The sequence below is a fragment of the Modestobacter excelsi genome, from assembly GCF_005930495.1.
In the GTDB taxonomy this organism is placed as follows: domain Bacteria; phylum Actinomycetota; class Actinomycetes; order Mycobacteriales; family Geodermatophilaceae; genus Modestobacter; species Modestobacter excelsi.
Genome location: NZ_SJEX01000003.1, coordinates 52,248 through 70,781, shown reverse-complemented (window position 1 = coordinate 70,781; position 18,534 = coordinate 52,248). Strand labels below are relative to the sequence as shown.

14 protein-coding genes and 2 pseudogenes are annotated in these 18,534 nt (G+C 75.2%); 6 read left to right on the top strand and 10 right to left on the bottom strand.

The window, feature by feature from the left end:
* Nucleotides 1-117 precede the first annotated feature (117 nt).
* The gene (locus tag FHL80_RS26635) at nucleotides 118-2,895 is read left to right on the top strand and encodes a helix-turn-helix transcriptional regulator (protein ID WP_138731824.1); all 2,778 of its coding nucleotides are present in this window, start codon (nucleotides 118-120) and stop codon (nucleotides 2,893-2,895) included.
* A 114-nt stretch (nucleotides 2,896-3,009) separates the two neighbouring features.
* A complete protein-coding gene (locus FHL80_RS02115; protein ID WP_138731823.1) occupies nucleotides 3,010-4,221 on the top strand; it encodes an epoxide hydrolase family protein in 1,212 nt (403 codons plus the stop codon).
* 109 nt (nucleotides 4,222-4,330) lie between these two features.
* Here FHL80_RS02115 and FHL80_RS02110 read toward each other — a convergent pair whose 3' ends face one another.
* From FHL80_RS02110 to FHL80_RS02090, 6 genes are all read right to left on the bottom strand, one after another.
* The gene (locus FHL80_RS02110; protein ID WP_138731822.1) at nucleotides 4,331-5,590 is read right to left on the bottom strand and encodes an epoxide hydrolase family protein; all 1,260 of its coding nucleotides are present in this window, start codon (nucleotides 5,588-5,590) and stop codon (nucleotides 4,331-4,333) included.
* A gap of 73 nt (nucleotides 5,591-5,663) precedes the next feature.
* On the bottom strand, nucleotides 5,664-6,578 hold the full coding sequence (locus FHL80_RS02105) for a thioredoxin family protein (RefSeq protein ID WP_138731821.1): 915 nt from the start codon (nucleotides 6,576-6,578) through the stop codon (nucleotides 5,664-5,666).
* A 252-nt stretch (nucleotides 6,579-6,830) separates the two neighbouring features.
* Nucleotides 6,831-7,775 (bottom strand): quinone oxidoreductase family protein, encoded by a 945-nt coding sequence (locus FHL80_RS02100; RefSeq protein ID WP_138731820.1) that lies wholly within the window; start codon nucleotides 7,773-7,775, stop codon nucleotides 6,831-6,833.
* 70 nt (nucleotides 7,776-7,845) lie between these two features.
* Nucleotides 7,846-8,265: a DUF899 family protein gene (locus tag FHL80_RS26030; protein ID WP_246078397.1), complete on the bottom strand. Its 420-nt coding sequence runs from the start codon at nucleotides 8,263-8,265 to the stop codon at nucleotides 7,846-7,848.
* A gap of 19 nt (nucleotides 8,266-8,284) precedes the next feature.
* A complete protein-coding gene (locus FHL80_RS26025; RefSeq protein ID WP_246078396.1) occupies nucleotides 8,285-8,527 on the bottom strand; it encodes a DUF899 family protein in 243 nt (80 codons plus the stop codon).
* A gap of 78 nt (nucleotides 8,528-8,605) precedes the next feature.
* Nucleotides 8,606-9,982: an FAD-dependent oxidoreductase gene (locus FHL80_RS02090; protein ID WP_138731819.1), complete on the bottom strand. Its 1,377-nt coding sequence runs from the start codon at nucleotides 9,980-9,982 to the stop codon at nucleotides 8,606-8,608.
* Between the two features lie 182 nt (nucleotides 9,983-10,164).
* Between FHL80_RS02090 and ppk2 the strand changes: the two genes are divergently transcribed.
* Complete coding sequence (gene ppk2, locus FHL80_RS02085; RefSeq protein WP_138731818.1) at nucleotides 10,165-11,001, top strand: polyphosphate kinase 2; 837 nt, start codon at nucleotides 10,165-10,167, stop codon at nucleotides 10,999-11,001.
* Between the two features lie 9 nt (nucleotides 11,002-11,010).
* Here ppk2 and FHL80_RS02080 read toward each other — a convergent pair whose 3' ends face one another.
* The 3 genes from FHL80_RS02080 to ggt form a co-directional block, all read right to left on the bottom strand.
* Nucleotides 11,011-11,616: an adenylate kinase family protein gene (locus FHL80_RS02080; protein ID WP_138731817.1), complete on the bottom strand. Its 606-nt coding sequence runs from the start codon at nucleotides 11,614-11,616 to the stop codon at nucleotides 11,011-11,013.
* Between the two features lie 127 nt (nucleotides 11,617-11,743).
* Nucleotides 11,744-13,168 carry an alpha/beta hydrolase family protein gene (locus FHL80_RS02075; RefSeq protein ID WP_138731816.1) on the bottom strand — a complete coding sequence of 475 codons (1,425 nt, stop codon included), beginning with the start codon at nucleotides 13,166-13,168 and terminating at the stop codon, nucleotides 11,744-11,746.
* 178 nt (nucleotides 13,169-13,346) lie between these two features.
* The gene (ggt, locus tag FHL80_RS02070) at nucleotides 13,347-15,203 is read right to left on the bottom strand and encodes a gamma-glutamyltransferase (RefSeq protein WP_138731815.1); all 1,857 of its coding nucleotides are present in this window, start codon (nucleotides 15,201-15,203) and stop codon (nucleotides 13,347-13,349) included.
* Here ggt and FHL80_RS26020 point away from each other — a divergent pair.
* The 3 genes and pseudogenes from FHL80_RS26020 to FHL80_RS02060 all read left to right on the top strand — a co-directional run.
* Nucleotides 15,114-15,650: pseudogene (locus FHL80_RS26020) on the top strand (alpha-amylase family glycosyl hydrolase); the annotation flags it as partial. The gene ggt and the pseudogene FHL80_RS26020 sit on opposite strands and share 90 nt — an antisense overlap.
* A gap of 70 nt (nucleotides 15,651-15,720) precedes the next feature.
* Nucleotides 15,721-16,194, top strand: a pseudogene (locus FHL80_RS27175) (alpha-amylase family glycosyl hydrolase); the annotation flags it as partial.
* A 271-nt stretch (nucleotides 16,195-16,465) separates the two neighbouring features.
* Nucleotides 16,466-17,905, top strand: coding sequence for an MDR family MFS transporter (locus FHL80_RS02060; RefSeq protein WP_246078395.1), 1,440 nt, complete (start codon nucleotides 16,466-16,468; stop codon nucleotides 17,903-17,905).
* A gap of 3 nt (nucleotides 17,906-17,908) precedes the next feature.
* Here the strand turns inward: FHL80_RS02060 and FHL80_RS02055 are convergent, their stop codons facing one another.
* On the bottom strand, nucleotides 17,909-18,484 hold the full coding sequence (locus tag FHL80_RS02055; RefSeq protein ID WP_138731814.1) for a hypothetical protein: 576 nt from the start codon (nucleotides 18,482-18,484) through the stop codon (nucleotides 17,909-17,911).
* Nucleotides 18,485-18,534: the final 50 nt, after the last annotated feature.

Genomic DNA, 18,534 nt, shown 5'->3' with positions numbered 1-18,534 from the left:
CCTTCCCGGCGGGGGTGCTCCGGGTGTGGACTGGGGGCGGCGTGCAGCGGGGTGCAGGGGCACCAGCTGGTCGAGCGATCGCGCGGGTGCGGCTCCGACTCCTCAGGCGGTGAGCAGATGCCCTTCCCCGGCTCGTGGCTGGGCCTGGTGGGCCGGCGCGGCGACTGCGACGCACTGCTCGAGCTGGTCGCGGCGGCCCGGGCCGGCCGCAGCCAGGTCCTGGTGCTGCGGGGTGGGCCGGGGATCGGCAAGACGGCCCTGCTGGACTTCCTGGTGGACCGGGCGACGGGGTGCCGGGTGACCCGAGCGGCCGGTGTCGAGTCGGAGATGGAGCTCGCCTTCGCGGGGGTGCACCAGCTCTGCGCCCCGTTCCTGGACCGGCTGGGCGCGCTGCCCGTCCCGCAGCAGCAGGCGCTCGGCACGGCGTTCGGGCTGCAGCCGGGACCGGCACCGGACCGTTTCCTGGTCGGGCTGGCGGTGCTCACCCTGCTGTCGGAGGTGGCCGGTGACCGGCCGCTGGTCTGCGTGGTGGACGACGCCCAGTGGCTGGACCAGGCGTCGTCGCAGACGCTGGGGTTCGTCGCCCGGCGACTGGCGGCCGACCCCGTGGCGCTGGTGCTGGCCGCGCGGGACGGAGCGGCGGCACCGCCGTTCCCCGGCGTGCCGAGCCGCACGCTGTCCGGGCTGCGGATCGCCGACGCCGCGGTGCTGCTGGACACGGCGGTGACCGGCGCCCTCGACCCCCGGGTGCGGGACCGGATCGTGGCCGAGAGCCAGGGCAACCCGCTCGCCCTCCTCGAGCTGCCGCGCGGGCTCACCGCGGCGGAACTGGCCTTCGGCGGCGACGGCGACGCCGCCGCCCCGGCCCCGCTGCTGCACCGCCTGGAGCGGGGGTTCGTGCGCCGGGTGCAGGAGCTGCCGGCACCCTCCCGGCAGCTCCTGCTCGTCGCCGCCGCCGAACCGGTCGGCGACGTCCCGCTGCTGTGGCGGGCCGTCGAGCGGCTCGGCCTCGGCGCCGACGCGGTGGGGGCCGCAGAGAACGCCGGGCTGGTCGAGCTGCGCGAGCGGGTCCGCTTCCGCCACCCGCTCGTCCGGTCCACGGTCTACCGCTCGGCCGCCCCCGACGACCGGCGAGCCGTCCACCGGGCGCTGGCCGACGCCACCGACGCCGACCTGGACCCGGACCGCCGCGCCTGGCACCGCGCCCACGCCGCGGTCGGTCCGGACGAGTCGGTGGCCGCCGAGCTCCAGCACTCGGCCGGCCGGGCCCAGTCGCACGGCGGGCTGGCCGCGGCGGCCGCCCTGCTCGGCTGGTCCGCCGCACTGACGCCGGACCCGGCGACCCGGGCACGGCGGTCGCTCGACGCCGCCGGGGCCGACATCGCCGCAGGCGCGTTCGACGCCGCCACCGACGCGCTGGCCACAGCCCGGGTCGGACCGCTCGGCGAGGCGGACCGGGCCCGGCTGGAGCTGCTCTGCGCGCAGCTGTCCTTCGCCGAGGACCGGGGCAACGAGGCGCTCCCCCTGCTGCTGGCCGCCGCCCGGCGGCTGGAGCCGATCGACGCCGACCTCGCCCGGGACACCTACCTCGACGCGCTGACCGCTGCGCTGTTCGCCGGCCGGCTGGCCGCCGGCCCGGGCGCCCGGCAGGTCGCCGGAGCGGCGCGGGCGGCGCCGCGACCGTCCTCGCCGCGCAAGCGCGACGCCCTGCTCACGGGCCTCGTCGTCCTGTCCACCGAGGGGTACGCGCCCGCGGTCGCCCCGTTGCGCCGGGCCGTGACCGCGTTCGCCGGCGAGGACCTGACCCTCGACGAGGCGCTCCGCTCCGCCTGGCTGGCGGCGGCCACGGCCGCCTCCCTGTGGGACGACGGCGCGTGGGACGTGCTGACCCGGCGGCACCTCCAGCTCACCCGGCAGGCCGGTGCCCTCGCCGCCCTCCCGCTGGCGCTGGACACCCGCACGGTCGTGCACCTGTTCACCGGCGACCTGGCCGCAGCGACGTCACTGGTCCAGGAGTGCCGGTGGACCACCGACGTGACCGGCAGCGGTCTCGTGTGCTACGGGGAGGTGGGCCTGCTCGCCGTCCAGGGCCGGGCCGACCAGGCCGAGCCGGTCCTGCGCCGCTGCCTGGACGACGTCGTCGCCCGCGGGGAGGGCGTCGGGGTGAACATGGCCCAGTGGGCCCGGGCCGTCCTGTGCAACGGGCTGGGCCGCTACGCGGAGGCGCTGCGCGCCGCACAGGAGGCCGCGGCGGACCCGCTGGAACTGGGTCCGCCGAAGTGGGCGCTGGCCGAGCTCGTGGAGGCCGGGGTGCGCAGCGGGGACACGGCCGCCGGAGCGGCCGCGCTGGAGCAGCTCTCCGGGCTGGCGCGCGCCAGCGGCAGCGACTGGGCGCTGGGCGTGGCGGCGAGCCGTGCCGCCCTGCTGCGGACCGGGACGGCGGCGGACGACCTGCACCGGGAGGCGGTCGAGCGCCTCGGCCGCACCGGGGTCCGGGTCGAGCTGGCCCGCGCCCAGCTGCTCCACGGCGAGTGGCTGCGGCGGGAGGGCCGGCGCGTCGAGGCCCGCACCCAGCTGCGGGCCGCCCACGAGGCCCTGTCGGCGATGGGGCTGGAGACGTTCGCGGACCGCGCACGGCACGAGCTCCTGGCCACCGGGGAGACCGTCCGCCGGCGCACCGTGGAGGCCCCGGGGACGCTCACGGCCCAGGAGGCGCACATCGCCAGGCTCGCGGCGCAGGGGCTCACCAACCCGGAGATCGGAGCCGCGCTGTACGTCAGCCCCCGGACGGTGGAGTGGCACCTGCGCAAGACGTTCAGCAAGCTCGGCGTCAGCACCCGGCGGGAGCTGCGGACGTCACTGCCGGCCGGCGACCACCACGCCGCCGGCCGCTGACCTCACCGGCCGCCCGCGCCGCGGGCAGCGGACCAGGGACTCTCCCGGGTTCGACCGGGGGTGGGCCGCGCGATCGTGGGCGGACGCACCCGATCGCACAGGAGGGACGTCGTCATGACCACCACCGTGGAGTCCGGAGTAGGGATCCGCCCCTTCTCCGTCGACGTGCCGGACGAGGCCCTGCAGGACCTCCGCCGGCGCATCGCGGCCACCCACTGGCCCGACCGGGAGACCGTCCGCGACCACTCCCAGGGCGTGCCGCTGGACATGGTGCAGCGCCTCGCCCGCCACTGGGCGACCGACTACGACTGGCGTGCCTGCGAGTCCAGGCTCAACGCGCTGCCGCAGTTCGTCACGTCCATCGACGGACTGGACATCCACTTCCTGCACGTCCGGTCCCGCCACGACGACGCGCTGCCGCTGGTGGTCAACCACGGCTGGCCCGGCTCGATCATCGAGCAGCTGAAGATCATCGACCGGCTGACCGATCCCACGGCGCACGGTGGGACGGCTGCGGACGCCTTCCACGTGGTGGTCCCGTCGATGCCCGGTTACGGGTTCTCGGGCAAGCCGACCAGCACCGGGTGGGGGCCCGAGCGGATGGGCCGGGCCTGGGCCGAGCTGATGCAGCGGCTGGGCTACGACCGCTACGTCGCCCAGGGCGGCGACTGGGGTGCCTTCGTCGTCGACCAGATGGGCCTGCAGGCCCCCGAGGGGCTGCTCGCCGTGCACACGAACATGCCCGCCACGGTGCCGGCGGACGTCGACCGGGCGCTGGCCGCGGGCGACCCGCCGCCCGCCGGGCTCTCGGCCGAGGAACGCCGCGCCTACCAGCAGCTGGTCGCGACCTTCGGCCAGGTGCAGTACGCCCAGTACATGGCGGCGCGGCCGCAGACGCTGTACGGCATCGCCGACTCACCCGTCGGCCTGGCCGCCTGGCTGCTGGACCACAACGACGCCGACGACCAGCCCGCCGCGGCCGTCGTCGCTGCGCTGGACCGCACCACGAGCGCCACCGGCGAGCTCACCCGCGACGAGGTGCTGGACAACATCACCCTGTACTGGCTGACGAACACCGGGGTGTCCGCGTCCCGGCTGTACTGGGAGTACCGGGGCGGCTTCTTCGACGCCAAGGGCGTGACCCTCCCGGTGGCCATGACGATCTTCCCGGGCGAGCAGTACCAGGCACCGCGCAGCTGGGCCGAGCGGGCCTACCCCGGCCTCGTCTACTACCACGAGGTCGACCGGGGCGGGCACTTCGCGGCGTGGGAGCAGCCCCAGCTGTTCGCCGAGGAGCTCCGCGCCGCGTTCCGCTCGCTGCGCTGAACAGGGCATCGCGCTGAACAGGGCATCGCGCTGAACAGGGCATCGGCGAACCGGCGGCGCCGGGGACTCCCTCCCTGGCGCCGCCGGTCCCCTGCTCAGCCGCCGGGGGTCACGACCGCAGCGGACCGAACGCCGCCCGCAGCTCGGTGGCGAACAGCTCGGGCTCCTCCCAGGCGGCGAAGTGGCCGCCGCGGTCGACCTCGTTGAAGTAGCTGAGGGTGGGGTACGCCTTCTCCGCCCAGCTGCGCGGGGTCCGCCAGATCTCGCCGGGGAACGTGGTGAAGCCGACCGGGACCGTGACGTCGGGGGCCACGCGGCCCGCTGCGGCCTGGGTCGCGGCGACGCCGTAGTTGTCCCAGTACGACCGGGCGGCCGAGGCGCCGGTGCCGGTGAGCCAGTACAGCGTGATGTTGTCCAGCACGTGGTCCCGGGTGAGGTTGCCCGAGGGCTGCTCGTCGACGAAGGCGCGGGCGATCTTGTAGTAGGCGTCGGTGTCGTGGTCGAGCATCCAGGCGGCCAGGGCGACCGGGGAGTCCAGCAGGCCGTAGCCGATGGTCTGCGGGCGGGTGGCCTGTTCCAGGAAGTAGGCGAAGCCGTCGGCGCGGAAGACGGTCAGCGCGTCGGCCGCCGCGCGTTCGGCCTCGGTGTCCGTCGGCTGCGGCCCGCCCAGCGCCGTCACCAGCAGGTTGGTGTGGATGCCGATCAGGCCCTCGGGCGCCTGGCGGCCCATCGCGTCGGTGACGCCGGCGCCGACGTCGCCGCCCTGGGCGACGTAGCGGGTGTAGCCGAGACGGCGCATCAGCTCCGCCCAGGCCCGCGCCACGTGCGGGGTGTCCCAGCCGAGCTCGGTCGGCTCGCTGGAGAAGCCGTAGCCCGGCAGCGACGGCAGCACGAGGTGGAAGGCGTCCTCGGCGCGCCCGCCGTGCGCGGTCGGGTCGGTGAGCGGCCCGACGCTGTCGAGCATCTCGACCACCGAGCCGGGCCAGCCGTGGGTCATGACCAGCGGCAGGGCGTCCTCGTGCCGCGACCGCACGTGCAGGAAGTGCACGTCCACGCCGTCGATCTCGGTCACGAACTGCGGCAGCGCGTTCAGCCGCGCCTCGCACCTGCCGAGGTCGTAGTCGGTCGCCCAGTAGCGCGCGAGCGCCTGCATCGTCGCCAGCTGCACACCCTGGGAGCGGTTCGCCACCAGCTCCCGGGTCGGCCAGCGCGTCGCGGCGATGCGGCGGCGGAGCTCGGCGAGCTCCTCCTCCGGCACGTGGACCTGGAAGGGCCGGACCGCGGCCGGGTCGGCCTCCGTGCGGGGCGTGGGCACGGTGCCGGTGCCGGTGCCGGTGCCGGTCGAGGTGGGTCGGGTGGGTGTGGACATCCTCATCCTCCTGGCGGTGTGGGTCGTGCGGGCGGGTCAGCACCCGGGCCCGTCGGGGCGCCCGGGGACGAGCTCAGCCGAACGTGAAGACGTGGGCCCGGGCGCCGGCCCCGGAGAAGGTGAGGGTCAGCGTGCGCTCGCGGACCTCGCCGGCCTGGCGGACCAGCTGGTACAGCCGGCCCCCGTCCAGGACGCCGTTGCCCTGGTCGTCGACGTCGACGCCGTGCGAGCGGCCGGGGACCTCGCCGTCGAGGAGCAGCTGGAAGGGGATCGGCTCCGGACCGGCCGAGGACAGCACCAGGTGCGCGTCCCGGGCGGAGAAGCGGAAGCTGATGCCGCCGCCGGCCTGGTCGAGCAGGACGTCCTCCGGCTCGGTCGTCCAGCGCCCGGTGAGGGCCCAGTGGCCGAGGGGCAGCTCGCCCGGTGCGTCGGGCCGCCCGCCGCGCTCGGCGCCCAGGTAGGTCTCGGGTGTGCGCAGCTGGTCCCAGTCGGCCGCCGCCTCCACCCCCTCGCCCTCGACGGCGACGAACGGCCGGTCGATGCCGAGCAGCCGCTGGAGCCGGCGCTCGGACTGCTCGTACCGGCCCTCACCGAAGTGCTGGTCGCGGACCACGCCGTCGGTGTCGACGAAGTAGAGCGCCGGCCAGTAGTGGTTGTCGAAGGCCCGCCAGACCCGGTAGCCGTTGTCGACGGCGACCGGGTGGTCGATCCCCCGCTCCCGCGTCGCCCGGCGGACGAGGTCGAGGTCGTGCTCGAAGCCGAACTCCGGGGTGTGCACGCCGATCACGACCAGCCCGTCGTCCCGGTAGGCCCGCGACCAGGTGCGGACCCAGGGCTCGGTGCGCAGCCAGTTGATGCAGGTCAGGGTCCAGAAGTCGACCAGGACGACCTTCCCGCGCAGCCCGGCGGGGTCCAGCGGCTCGGAGTTGAGCCAGGCGGTCGCCCCGTCGAGCGGGGGCATGTGCAGACGCCGGAACAGCGTGGTCACGGACGCACCTCCACGGACGTGCTGTGGTCCCCGCGCTCCGGCGGGCAGCGCCCCGAGGCTCGTCCTCCCGGGCTGTGGTCGCGCCCGTGGAACACCCTGGTCCTCTCGGGCCCGGGCCCGCCCGCGTCCGGTCAGCCGGTCGCGGGCGACGGCGCCGGCCGCCGAGAAGGCTGTTCTGCAGGCCGGCGGCTGCGTGGCCCGCCCGGCTAGGCGTGGACCGCCCGCACCACCGTGCCTCCCCGGAGCAGCGGATCAGGGCAGCAGGAGCAGCTTGCCGGTGGTGCGACGGGCCTCGAGGTCCTCGTGCCCGCGGCGCGCCTCCCCGAGCGGGAGCCGGGCACCGATCCGGACGTCGAGCCGGCCGGCGGCGACCGTGTCCAGCACCGCACCGGCCAGCCGGCGCAGCAGCTCGGGCGTGCGGGTGTAGGTGGCCAGCGTGGGCCGCTGCACGAACAGCGACCCGGCGCCGGCGAGCCGGTGCAGCTCCAGCGGTTCGGGCTGCCCGCTGGCGGCGCCGTAGACGATCATCCGGCCGCCCGGTCGCAGCGCGGTCAGGCCCGCGTCGAACGTCGTCCGGCCGACGCCGTCGTAGACGACGGCGGCGCCCTCGCCGCCGGACAGCTCGCGGACCCGGTCGGCGAACCCGCCGTAGCCGACCACCACCTCGTCGGCCCCGGCGGCGCGGGCCAGCTCGGCCTTGTCCTCGGTGGAGGTGGTGGCCAGGACGTGGCCTCCGCGGGCGCGCACCAGCTGGGTGAGCAGCAGCCCGACCCCGCCGGCCGCGCTGTGCACCACCGCCCAGTCCCCCTCGGCGACGGGGTACGAGTCGGTGACCAGGTACTGGGCGGTGCAGCCCTGCAGCATCACGGCCGCGGCGACGTCGAGGTCGACGCCGCCGGGCACCGGCACCAGCTTCGCCCGCGGCGCGGCCACCCGCTGCGCGTAGCTGCCGCGGACGTCCAGCCAGGCCACCCGCTCGCCGGTGCCCACGACCGTCCCCGCGCCCTCGACGCCGATCACCGCCGGCGGGCTCGCCGTGTACGGCGGTCGCCCCTCCCGCTCGTAGACGTCCCGGAAGTTGACGCCCACGGCCGCGACGTCGACCAGCACCGCGCCGTCGGCGGGCTCGGGGTCGGGCACCTCGCGGAGCGAGAGCACCTCCGGGCCACCGGTGCGCTCGTAGACCACTGCCTGCACGTCGCCTCCCCGTCGTCGTGCGCCCGAGCCTGGCACGCGGACGCCGCCGCCGCGCGCCGCCGGCGGCCGGTCAGTGGTGGTGGTCCTGCCGGCCGAGGGTCTCCACGAGGGTCGCGCCGGGGCGGGTCCACTGCGGCACGGGCCGGCTGGTCGGCCCCCAGCTGCCGGCGCCGTCGGGACCCGAGCGCCAGTACCAGCAGATCGGCGCGCCGTGCCCGCCGACGGGCGCGCCCACCTGCGGTGGCTCGGGCCAGCCCTCGGGGTCGTCCTGCCACGCCTCCCGGCGTCCGTAGGGGGTCATGTCGAGCAGCCCGAGAGACCCGTCGGCCGGCTCGTTGCCCCGGCCGGTGGTGGCGTAGGTGAGGAACACCCGGTCGCCGTCGCGCAGGTAGCACTCGATGTGCCCCTCCTCGGTGGCGATCGACGCCTCGACGCCGTGCACCGAGTACCAGGGCTGGGTGTAGCCCATGAACTCCCGGAAGGGCGCCACCTCCTCCACCGGCCCGAGGTCAGGACGGCGGAGGAGACCCCGCGGGCGTTGAGGTAGACGGCGTCCCGCATGTGCCAGACGTTGAAGGTGCAGCCCTCGCACTGGCCCTGGTGCGGCGGGCCGCGGCGAGGGCGTCGCCCTCGCGCGTGTGCGCCTTCTCCCGGACCAGCAGCTCGTCCCGGGCCGCCTGCCAGGTGGCGCGGTCGACGACGGGTGGGCGGCCGGGCAGCGCGGTGGACGGGGTGCTCGGGGTGGTCGTCATGGCGTCCTCCGGAGGATCTGCGTCCTGCGACACCAGGACGGACCCGCGCCCGGGCCGGAACTCATCGCCGGCCGCTGCTCAGAGCTGCCGGGCGTCGGCCTCCACGGCCTCCAGCGCCTTGCGCGCGGTGATCAGGACCGGGTCCCACACCGGGGCGAACGGCGGTGCGTAGGACAGGTCGAGGGAGAGGACCTCGTCGACGCCCATCTCGTTCCAGACGCAGATCGCCAGCGCGTCGATGCGCTTGGCCGACGCCTCCTTCCCGACGACCTGCGCGCCGAGCAGCCGCCCGCTGCGCCGCTCGGCGATCATCTTGACCCGGATCGGGCCGGCGCCCGGGAAGTAGCCGGCCCTGGTGGTCGAGTCGACCGAGGCGGTGACGAACTGGTAGCCCGCGGCCGTGGCCTCGGCACTGGACAGGCCGGTGCGGGCGACCTCCACGTCGCAGACCTTGGTGATGGCGGTGCCGATGACGCCGGGGAAGGTCGCGTACCCGCCGCCGATGTTGATGCCGGCGACCCGGCCCTGCTTGTTGGCGTGGGTGCCGAGGGCCACCACCATCGGCTGACCGGAGAGCCGGTGCCGGGACTCCACGCAGTCCCCGGCGGCCCAGACCCCCTCGACCTGGGTGCGCATGCTGGCGTCCACCGCGATGCCGCCGGAGGTCCCCAGCGGGATCCCGGCCTCGCGGGCCAGCCGCACGTCCGGCCGCACCCCCAGCCCGAGGACCACCAGGTCCGCCGGCAGTTCCCGGCCGCTCGCGGTCAGCACGGCGCGGGCCCGTCCGTCGTCCCCGACGTCGATGGCCGTCACGCCGTCGGAGAGCACCAGCTCGATCCCCTCCGCGCGGACCGCGTCGGCGATGAAGGTCCCGATGTCGGGGTCGAAGGTGCCGACCGGGGTGGCCGAGCGGTCGACGACGGTGACGTCCAGACCGCGGACGCGGCACGCCTCGGCGATCTCCAGGCCGATGTAGCCCCCGCCCACCACGACCACCCGCCGCACGGAGCCACCGTCCAGCTCGGCGCGCAGCGCGACGCCGTCGTCGAGCACCTGGACGCCGTAGACCCCGGCCGCGTCCATCCCCGGCACCGGCGGGCGCATCGGGACGCTGCCGGTCGCGTAGACCAGGTCGTCGAAGGGCTCGCTGCCCTCACCCCCGCCGTCCAGCTCGCGCCAGGTGACGACCCGGCGGTCCAGGTCGATGCCCACCACCTCGGTCCGCATCCGGACGTCGATGCCCGCGGCACGGTGCTGGTCCGGGGTCCGGGCGATCAGCGACGCCTCGTCCTCGACCGCCCCGCTGATCCAGTACGGGATGCCGCAGGCCGAGTAGGACGTCGCCCGGCCCCGCTCGAACACGACCACGTCCAGGTCGGGTCGCCGCTTCTTGGCCTGCGACGCCGCACTGCCCCCTGCGGCGTCCCCGCCGATGACCACCACACGCCTGCCCACTCTCAGCACGCTAGGCCCCCGGCGACCCGGCCGCCCGGGGTGTGGACCGGCGGCGTCGATCATCCGGTCCTGACCGCCCGGGCGGTAGGGCCCCGCCGCCGGTGCACGCCGGCGCCGGGCGGCCTGCTCCGCCGGGCCCGTGAGGGGTTGTCACCGGACGGCCACCCGATCACGCTGACCCCATGACGGCGTCCGGCACCAGCTCCCCCTCGGTCGAAGAGGCCCCGCGGACCACCGGCAAGGTGGACAAGAAGGCCTACGAGAAGGAGATGGCCCGGCTGCAGGTCGAGCTGGTCAAGCAGCAGGAGTTCATCCGCGCCCGCGGGCTCCGGGTCGTGGTCGTCTTCGAGGGACGCGACGCCGCCGGCAAGGGCGGGGCGATCCAGCGCATCACCGAGTCGGTGAACCCCCGTGCCACGCGGGTGGTCGCGCTGCCGGCGCCGTCGGAGCGCGAGAAGGGCCAGTGGTACTTCCAGCGCTACGTCGCGCACCTGCCGAGCAGCGGCGAGATGGTCCTGCTCGACCGGTCCTGGTACAACCGCGCGGGCGTCGAACGGGTGATGGGCTTCTGCACCGACGAGGAGTACGCGGAGTTCCTCCGCTCGTGCCCGGAGTTCGAGCGGATGCTGGTGCGCAGCGGCATCACCCTGCTCAAGTACTGGTTCTCGGTCAGCGACACCGAGCAGGAGAAGCGCTTCCAGGCCCGCCTGCAGGACCCGACCAAGCGCTGGAAGCTCAGCCCGATGGACCTCGAGGCGCGCAACCGCTGGGTGGACTTCTCCCGGGCGAAGGACGCCATGTTCGCCGCCACCGACATCCCCGAGGCGCCGTGGTGGGTGGTCGAGGCCGACTCCAAGAAGCGCGCCCGGATCAACGTGATCTCCCACCTGCTCGGCCAGGTGCCCTACGAGGACCTCACCCCGGAGGCACCCGAGCTCCCGCCACGGCCGCCGGTCGAGGACGACTACGTCCGCCCGCCGAAGGAGTCCCAGCACATCGTCCCCGACGTGGCGCCCTGACCGCGGCGGTCACCGCGCGGCGGGTCCGGCCCCGTTCCCGAGCAGGCCACGCTCGCCGAGCCGGGCTCGCAGGTCCTCCCGGATGTCGGCCACCGGCCGGTCGGCGTCGACCTCCATCAGCAGCCCGCGATCGCGGTAGTGGTCGATGAGCGGCGCGGTCGCCTCGGCGTAGACGGCCAGCCGGTGGCTGACCACCTCCGGGGTGTCGTCGGCCCGGCCCTGCTCCGCCGCCCGGGCCAGCAGCCGGCTGACCAGCACCGGCTCGGGCGCGGTCAGGTAGACGACCGCGTCGGCGGCGAGGGCCTGGTCGCGGCCGATCTGCTGCGCGCGCAGCGCCTGCGGCAGGGTGCGCGGGAACCCGTCGAGCAGGTAGCCGCCGGTGTCCCGGGCGGCCGCGACCACCACCGGGACGAGCAGGTCGAACATCACGTCGTCGGGGACGAGCGCCCCGCGGCCGGTGAACTCCGCCAGCCGCCGGCCGAGGTCGGTCCCCCGGGCGATCTCGGCGCGCAGCAGGTCGCCGGAGGAGATGTGCGCGACCCCGGTCTCCTCGGTCAACCACGCGCAGTGCGTGCCCTTCCCCGCGCCGGGCGGCGACAGCATGATCAGCCTCATGGGCGCACTCCACGGTGGTGGCACGGACGGGCGGACCTCCCGACCATAGTGAGCCACGGCACGGTCGGCAGCACGGCCCGGACCGTCCTCCCGGATCCGAGGAGCGGGAGGACGGCCCGGCGCGCGGTCAGGCCAGCGTGCAGGAGTCCAGCAGCGCCGGGTCGGTCGCCCCGTTGCCGGCCGGCCTCGGCACGGTCGTGCTCGCCGGCGGCTGCTGACCGGTCTCCACCCAGCCGACGAGGGCGTCGAACGCCGTCCGGAAGCAGGGCAGCATCGGCCGCAGGTGGGCCGGGTCGAGGGCCATCAGGCTGTCGACGTGGTTGCCGCCCTCGATGCGGTAGTAGCGGTGCAGCCGGTCGCGGTGCCGCTCGGCGATCATCTGCGCGTAGACGTCGCTGTCGGTGCTGATCGGCAGCAGGGTGTCCAGCGTCCCGTGCAGCGTCAGCAGCGGCTTCTTGATCTTGCCCGTCAGGCTGATCCGCGCCAGGGCGTCATGCGCCGGTCGGGACGCCGCACTGGCGAACCAGCTGTCGTAGGCGGCGTCGCTCGGGCACGGCGCGACCAGCTCCGGCAGGGTCGCGCCGGCGGTGGGCCCCGGGCAGGCCGGGTCGTAGCCGGGGTCGAACTCCGCCCGGTAGACCTTCTGGGTCAGCCCCCAGTAGATGCTCTGGTGGTACGGCCACAGCGGTTCGGAGCCACGCGCGAACCCGGCGGCGTACATGTCCTCGGCGTCGGCCTGGCCGAGGCTGTACCGCACCGCGGTCGGCAGGTAGGTGAACAGGTTGGGTCCGTCCGGCGTGAACAGCGTCCCCTCCCAGTCGACCCCGCCGTCGTAGAGGTCGGGCCGGTTCTCCAGCTGCCAGCGCACCAGGTAGCCGCCGTTGCTGATGCCGGCCATGTAGGTGTGCGCCGGCCGGTGGCCGAACCGCTCCCGGAGCGCGCCCTTGGCCGCCACGGCCAGCTGCGTCACCCGCTGGTGCCACTCGGCGACGGCGTCGCCGGGCCGCCGGCCGTCGAGGTAGAAGTCGTTGCTGTTGTTCCCCTTGTCGGTGGCGGCGTAGGCGAACCCCTGCGCCACGACGAAGTCGGAGATGAGGAAGTCCGAGGAGTACTGCTTGCGGGTGCCCGGCGCACCGGCCACGACGAGTCCGCCGTTCCAGTCGTCGGGGACCCGGAGCACGAACTGGCTGTCGTGGTCCCAGCCGTGGGTCCTGTTGAACGTCGAGGTGTCCGCGAAGTACCCGTCGACCTGCAGCCCTGGGACGCCGGTGGGGTTCGTGGTGCCGGGTGCGTGCAGGGACACCCAGTCCGGCTGGTCGGTGTACCGGCCCGGCTCCGCGGTGAGCAGGCCCGCGGTGGTGATGTCGGGCAGGCAGGCTGTCTCCGCGTGCTCGGCGCCGGGCACCCGCACCGTGTCCGACGCGGTGCAGGCCCGCGCCCCCGGCGCCGGCCCCCTCCCGCCGGGCCCGGCCTGCGCCGGTGCCGCCTGCAGTGCGACCGTGACCGCGGTCAGGGTGACGAACAGGGTGGTGAGGGGCCTGCGCAACCGCATGGGGACTCCTTCGTCCGGGCAGCCTCGGGTCGGGTGCCCGCCCGGCGGTCGCCCACCGACGGGCTCTCCCACCGTCGTCCCCGGTGCCCGGTGCGGCAACATGGCGAGAGCACCGGACGCCGGCGGGCCGCATGTGCCCCCGGCACAGCCGCCGTGGCCGGGCCGGGGACCGTGGCAGCTAGCCCCCCACACCCAGCTGGGGAGCGAGCGCGGCATCCTCGCCGGGACCGCCATGGTCGCCCGCCACCTCGTCCACCACGCCGGCGCTGCCACCGCCCCGCCGCTCCGTCTCCGCTGCGGCGAGCAGGAGCCCGCCGGGCAGGTACTCGATCCCGGTCGCTGCGCCGATCTCCGCGGTCGTGGTGAAGGTGTGCCCCAGCGCCGTCAGCTGCGCGCCGTAGGCGTCGAGGAAGGCGGGCTCCGCCTCCACCGAGGCGGTGTTGCGCTGCGAGGCGCGGGGGGCGGCGATGGCCGCGGCGAGGTCCAGGTGCCCGTCGACGCGGTTGACCAGCGTCTGCAGGACCGTGGTGATGATCGTGCTGCCGCCCGGGGAGCCCAGCGCCAGCACGGGCGCACCGTCGCGCAGCACGATCGTCGGCGACATGCTGCTGCGCGGGCGCTTGCCGGGGGCCGGCAGGTTGGGCTCCGGGACGGTCACGTCGCTCGGCGCGAAGGTGAAGTCGGTGAGCTCGTTGTTCAGCAGGAACCCGCGGCCGGGGACGGTGATCCCGCTGCCGCCGGTCTGCTCGATGGTCAACGTGTAGCTGGCGATGTTGCCGGCCGCGTCACCGACGGTCAGGTGGGTCGTGTTCGGCCCTTCGGTGCCGCCGTCCTGGGTGCCGGCGCTCTCAGCGGGGCACGGGCCGTACTCGCCGTCCGGGTTCCCGGCGGGGAGCGGTTTGGTCAGGGCGTGGTCGGGGTCGATGGCGCAGGCGCGCTCCGCGGCGAAGCCCGGTGACAGCAGCTGGGCCAGCGGCACCTGGTCGTAGGCCGGATCGCCGACGTAGGCGTTCCGGTCCGCGAAGGCCAGCGCGCTGGCCTCCAGGTAGCGGTGCAGGGTCGGGACCTGGGGCAGCGAGCCCAGCCGGGACAGGTCCAGGATGCCGAGCGCCTCCCCGACGGTGGAGCCACCGCTGGACGACGGGGCCATGCCGTAGACCTCCAGCCCGCGGTAGTCGACCCGGGTCGGCTCGCGCAGCGGCGCGTCGTACCGCGCCAGGTCCTCCTCGGCGAGCAGCCCCGCCCGCACCGGGCCGGCACCCGGGGCCTCCGGCGGGTCCTGCGCGGTCCGCACGATCTCCGTGGCGAGGTCACCGGTGTACAGCTCGCCGACGCCCTCCGCCGCGAGCAGGTCGTAGGTGCGCGCCAGGTCGGGGTTGCGGAACACCGAGCCGACCTCGGGGGGTGCCCCACCGGGCAGGAACAGGTCGGCGGAGGCGGCGAACCGGGCGAGCTTCTCCTGGTTGTCGGCGGTCTGGTCGTGGAACGTCCGGTCGACGACGAAGCCCTCGTCGGCCAGCCGGGTCCCGCCCTCCAGCGCCTCCTCCAGCGACAGCGTGCCGAACTGCTCCAGCGCGCGGACCCAGGTCAGCGGAGTGCCCGGCGTCCCCACCGACAGGCCGCTCTGCACCGCCTCCTGGAACGGCAGCGGCTCGCCCTCCGCGTCCAGGAAGGCATCGGCCCTCATCGCCAGCGGTGCGGTCTCCCGGCCGTCGATCGTGGAGACCGTGCGGCTGGTCGCGTCGTAGTACACGAAGTAGCCGCCCCCGCCGATGCCCGCGGAGTAGGGCTCGCTGACGCCGAGGGCGGCGGCCGCCGCCACTGCGGCGTCCGCGGCGTTGCCGCCCTCGGCCAGCACCTCCAGGCCGACCCGGGTCGCATCGGGGTCGACCGTCGCGACCGCGCCTCCCGTCCCGACGGCCAGCGGCTTCCGGTCGGGGACCGGATCGGCGGCTGCCGGGGCGAGCGGGCTGCTCACCAGCAGGCCGGCGGTGAGCCCGCCGAGGGCCAGGAGGGTGGACCGTCGACGCGGCATGGCTGCTCCTCGGGTTCGTCACCGGGCCCGCCCACTAGACACCTTGAGCGTGAGCTGTGCCACATCGCCTCGGCGTGTCGTGGCGCCGCCCGCCGCGGTCCGGACCAGCGACGTGGACCCGCTGTTCGGCAGCCTCGCCGAGCTGGACCGGCTGATCGCCGACTGCCACGACCGGGGCGTCCGCGTGGTCCTGGACTGGGTGCCAACCACAGCTCCGACCGGCATCCCTGGTTCCTCGCCTCGCGCTCCGGCCGGGACGACCCGAAGCGCGACTGGTACGTCTGGCGGGACGGCGCCCCGGACGGCGGCCCGCCGAACGACTGGCGGTCGGAGTTCGCCGCCGTCGGCCCGGCCTGGACCTCCGAGGACGCCACCGGCCAGTGGTACCTGCACTCCTGCACACCGCAGCAACCCGACCTGAACTGGGACGACCCGGACGTCGAGGCGGCGATGCACGACGTCGTCCGGTTCTGGCTGGACCGCGGCGTCGACGGGGTGCGCATCGAGCACCGGTCACCTGGCCGGCGGCGACCAGCTGCACCTGGCGCACGACTTCGTCTTCCTGCACCTGCCCTGGGAGGCCGCCGCCCTCCGCTCGGGGATCGAGGACTTCCAGGCCCTGGCCGAGCCGGACGCGTGGCCCGCGTGGTTCCTCGGCAACCACGACCACTCGCGGATCGCCACCCGCTACGACGACGGTGCCGGCTCCGGACCGGCCCGGGCGCGCGCCGCGGCCCTGCTGCTCACCGCGCTGCGCGGCACACCGTTCCTCTACCAGGGCGACGAGCTGGGCCTGCCGGACGCCGAGTTCCCGCCGGAGCAGGTCGTCGACGTCGACGGACGGGACCCCGAGCGTGCTCCGCTCCCCTGGCGCCCGCCGTCGGTCGCCGGCCCGGGCGCCGGCTTCACCACCGGGACGCCGTGGCTGCCGATGGTCCGGGACGCCGAGCAGCTCTGCGTCGAGCGGCAGGCCGCCGATCCCCGATCGACGCTGTCCCTGGTCCGCCGGCTCGGCGAGCTGCGCGCCACGTCGGAGACCCTGCAGACGGGGAGCCAGACCCTGCTGGACGCGGGGCCGGACGTGCTCGCCTGGCTGCGGACCAGCGGGTCCGAGCGGCTGCTCGCGGCGGTGGACTTCGGCCGTGCCGCTGTCCTCGATCACCCTGCAGCCCGGCGAGGGGGTCCTGCTGCGCCTGCTCGACCGGGCCGAGGACGGCTGACCCAGCGCGGGGTCATCCCACCGCGCAACTACCCTGGGCGCAGTGAGCGTGTCGCAGGTGCGAGCAGCGTCGGGTGTCGGCTTCCGGTCCGAGCGGGGGCCGGTGCTGATCGCGGTGATGTTGTCCACCGCCCTGGTCGCCATCGACGCGACCGTCATCGCCACCGCCGTCCCGTCCGTGGTGACCGACCTGGGCGGCTTCGCCGAGTTCCCCTGGCTGTTCTCGGTCTACCTGCTCGCCCAGGCGGTGACCGTGCCGGTGTACGGCAAGCTGGCCGACGTCTTCGGCCGCAAGCCGGTGATGCTCGCGGGCATCGGGCTGTTCCTGATCGGCTCGGTGCTCTGCGGCGTCGCCTGGGGCATGGGTGCGCTGATCGCCTTCCGCGCGGTGCAGGGCCTCGGCGCCGGTGCGGTCCAGCCGATGTCGATGACGATCGTCGGGGACCTGTACTCGCTGGAGGAACGGGCGAAGGTGCAGGGCTACATCGCCAGCGTCTGGGGCATCTCCTCGGTCGTCGGGCCGACGCTGGGCGGGGTCTTCTCCGAGTACGTGAGCTGGCGGTGGATCTTCTTCGTCAACATCCCGCTGTGCCTGGTGGCCGCGGCGATGATCGGCCTGAGGTTCACCGAACGGGTGGAACGGCGCCGCCCGCGGATCGACTACGCCGGGGCCGGCGTGCTCACCATCGCCCTGACGCTGCTGGTCCTCGGCCTGCTCGAGGGCGGGCAGGCCTGGGCGTGGGCGTCGCCGCAGAGCATCGCGGTGCTCGGCGGTGGCGTCGTGCTGCTGGCGGTGTTCGTGGCGATCGAGCGCCGGGCGGCCGACCCCGTCGTCCCGCTGCGGCTGCTCCGGCAGCGGCTGCTGGTCGCGACCAGCCTGGTCTCGGCCTGCGTCGGCGCGGTCCTGCTGGGGCTCACCTCCTACGTCCCCACGTTCGTGCAGGACGTGCTGGGCACCGGCCCGCTGGTCGCCGGGTTCGCCCTCGCCGCCCTGACCCTGGGCTGGCCGATCTCGGCGTCGCAGGCGGGCCGGCTGTACCTGCGGATCGGCATCCGGTCCACCGCGCTGGTCGGGGTCGCCGTCGTCCTGGTCGGCTCCGCGCTGCTGCTGCTGCTCGACGGGTCCTCCAGCGTGCTGCTGGTCGGCGGGACGGCGTTCGTCATCGGCCTGGGCATGGGCTTCACCGCCGCGCCCACGCTGATCGCCGCCCAGTCGGCGGTCCGGTGGCAGGAGCGCGGCGTGGTCACCGGGCTCAACATGTTCGCCCGCTCCGCCGGCAGCGCCATCGGCATCGCCGTGTTCGGGGCGGTGGTCAACGCGACGCTGCGCGGGCAGGACGTGGGCAGCGACGGCGTCTCCCCGGCGGCCCTCACCACCGCGGTGCACCACGTCTTCGTCGGCACCGTGGTGCTGGCCGGGGCGCTGCTCGCCGCCGTGCTGCTCATGCCGCGCGACCGGGACCGGGCCCTCTCGAAGCCGTGACCGTCACCGGTGGTCGAGGACCACGTCCCAGGCCACCCCGGTGGCGCCGCACTCGAAGCCCTGCACCGTCGACTCCGCGTAGCTGCCCACCAGCCGGCCGTCCCGGACGCTGAGCTCCACCCGCCACAGGGCGCTGCTGGTGGGCACCCCGTCGCAAGTCGGCGCCACCTCCGCCGGCAGCGGTCCGGCAGCGCGGTAGCGGCCGTCCTGCACGTCGAGCGGAGGCGCCCCGAAGCGGCTGTCGAAGGGGGTCACGGCGCAGGGGTGCCGCGAGCAGTCGACGGTCAGGGTGACCGACCGGACACCGGGGCAGCCCTCGTCGAACCCGGCGCAGCGGGCGAGCGACCCCTCGCCTGACCACGTGCCCGCGATCTCCGACTCCGGCACCAGGCTGCCGGCCAGCGGGGTGACCCGGGGGGACGGACCGGCATCCCGCTGACCGTCGGTCCCGAGCAGCACGCCCAGGACGGCGACCAGCCCGAGGAGCGCCAGCAGGAGTCCGATCGCCGCCCATCGACGCGGCCGGCCGGCGGACGGACGCGGTGGGGACGAGGGAGCACCGCCGTCCTGGCCGTCCACCGGCGCACCTCCGCAGCACGGCACGACCGCGCTGTCGTGCGGCCGTCAAC

Bases quoted from the DNA above. Each gene is read 5' to 3' on its own strand.
- FHL80_RS26635 (WP_138731824.1), top strand. From the start codon at position 118: ATGCCCTTCCCCGGCTCGTGGCTGGGCCTGGTGGGCCGGCGCGGCGAC.
- FHL80_RS02115 (WP_138731823.1), top strand. From the start codon at position 3,010: ATGACCACCACCGTGGAGTCCGGAGTAGGGATCCGCCCCTTCTCCGTC.
- FHL80_RS02110 (WP_138731822.1), bottom strand. From the start codon at position 5,590: ATGTCCACACCCACCCGACCCACCTCGACCGGCACCGGCACCGGCACC.
- FHL80_RS26025 (WP_246078396.1), bottom strand. From the start codon at position 8,527: ATGACGACCACCCCGAGCACCCCGTCCACCGCGCTGCCCGGCCGCCCA.
- ppk2 (WP_138731818.1), top strand. From the start codon at position 10,165: ATGACGGCGTCCGGCACCAGCTCCCCCTCGGTCGAAGAGGCCCCGCGG.
- FHL80_RS02080 (WP_138731817.1), bottom strand. From the start codon at position 11,616: ATGAGGCTGATCATGCTGTCGCCGCCCGGCGCGGGGAAGGGCACGCAC.
- FHL80_RS02075 (WP_138731816.1), bottom strand. From the start codon at position 13,168: ATGCGGTTGCGCAGGCCCCTCACCACCCTGTTCGTCACCCTGACCGCG.
- ggt (WP_138731815.1), bottom strand. From the start codon at position 15,203: ATGCCGCGTCGACGGTCCACCCTCCTGGCCCTCGGCGGGCTCACCGCC.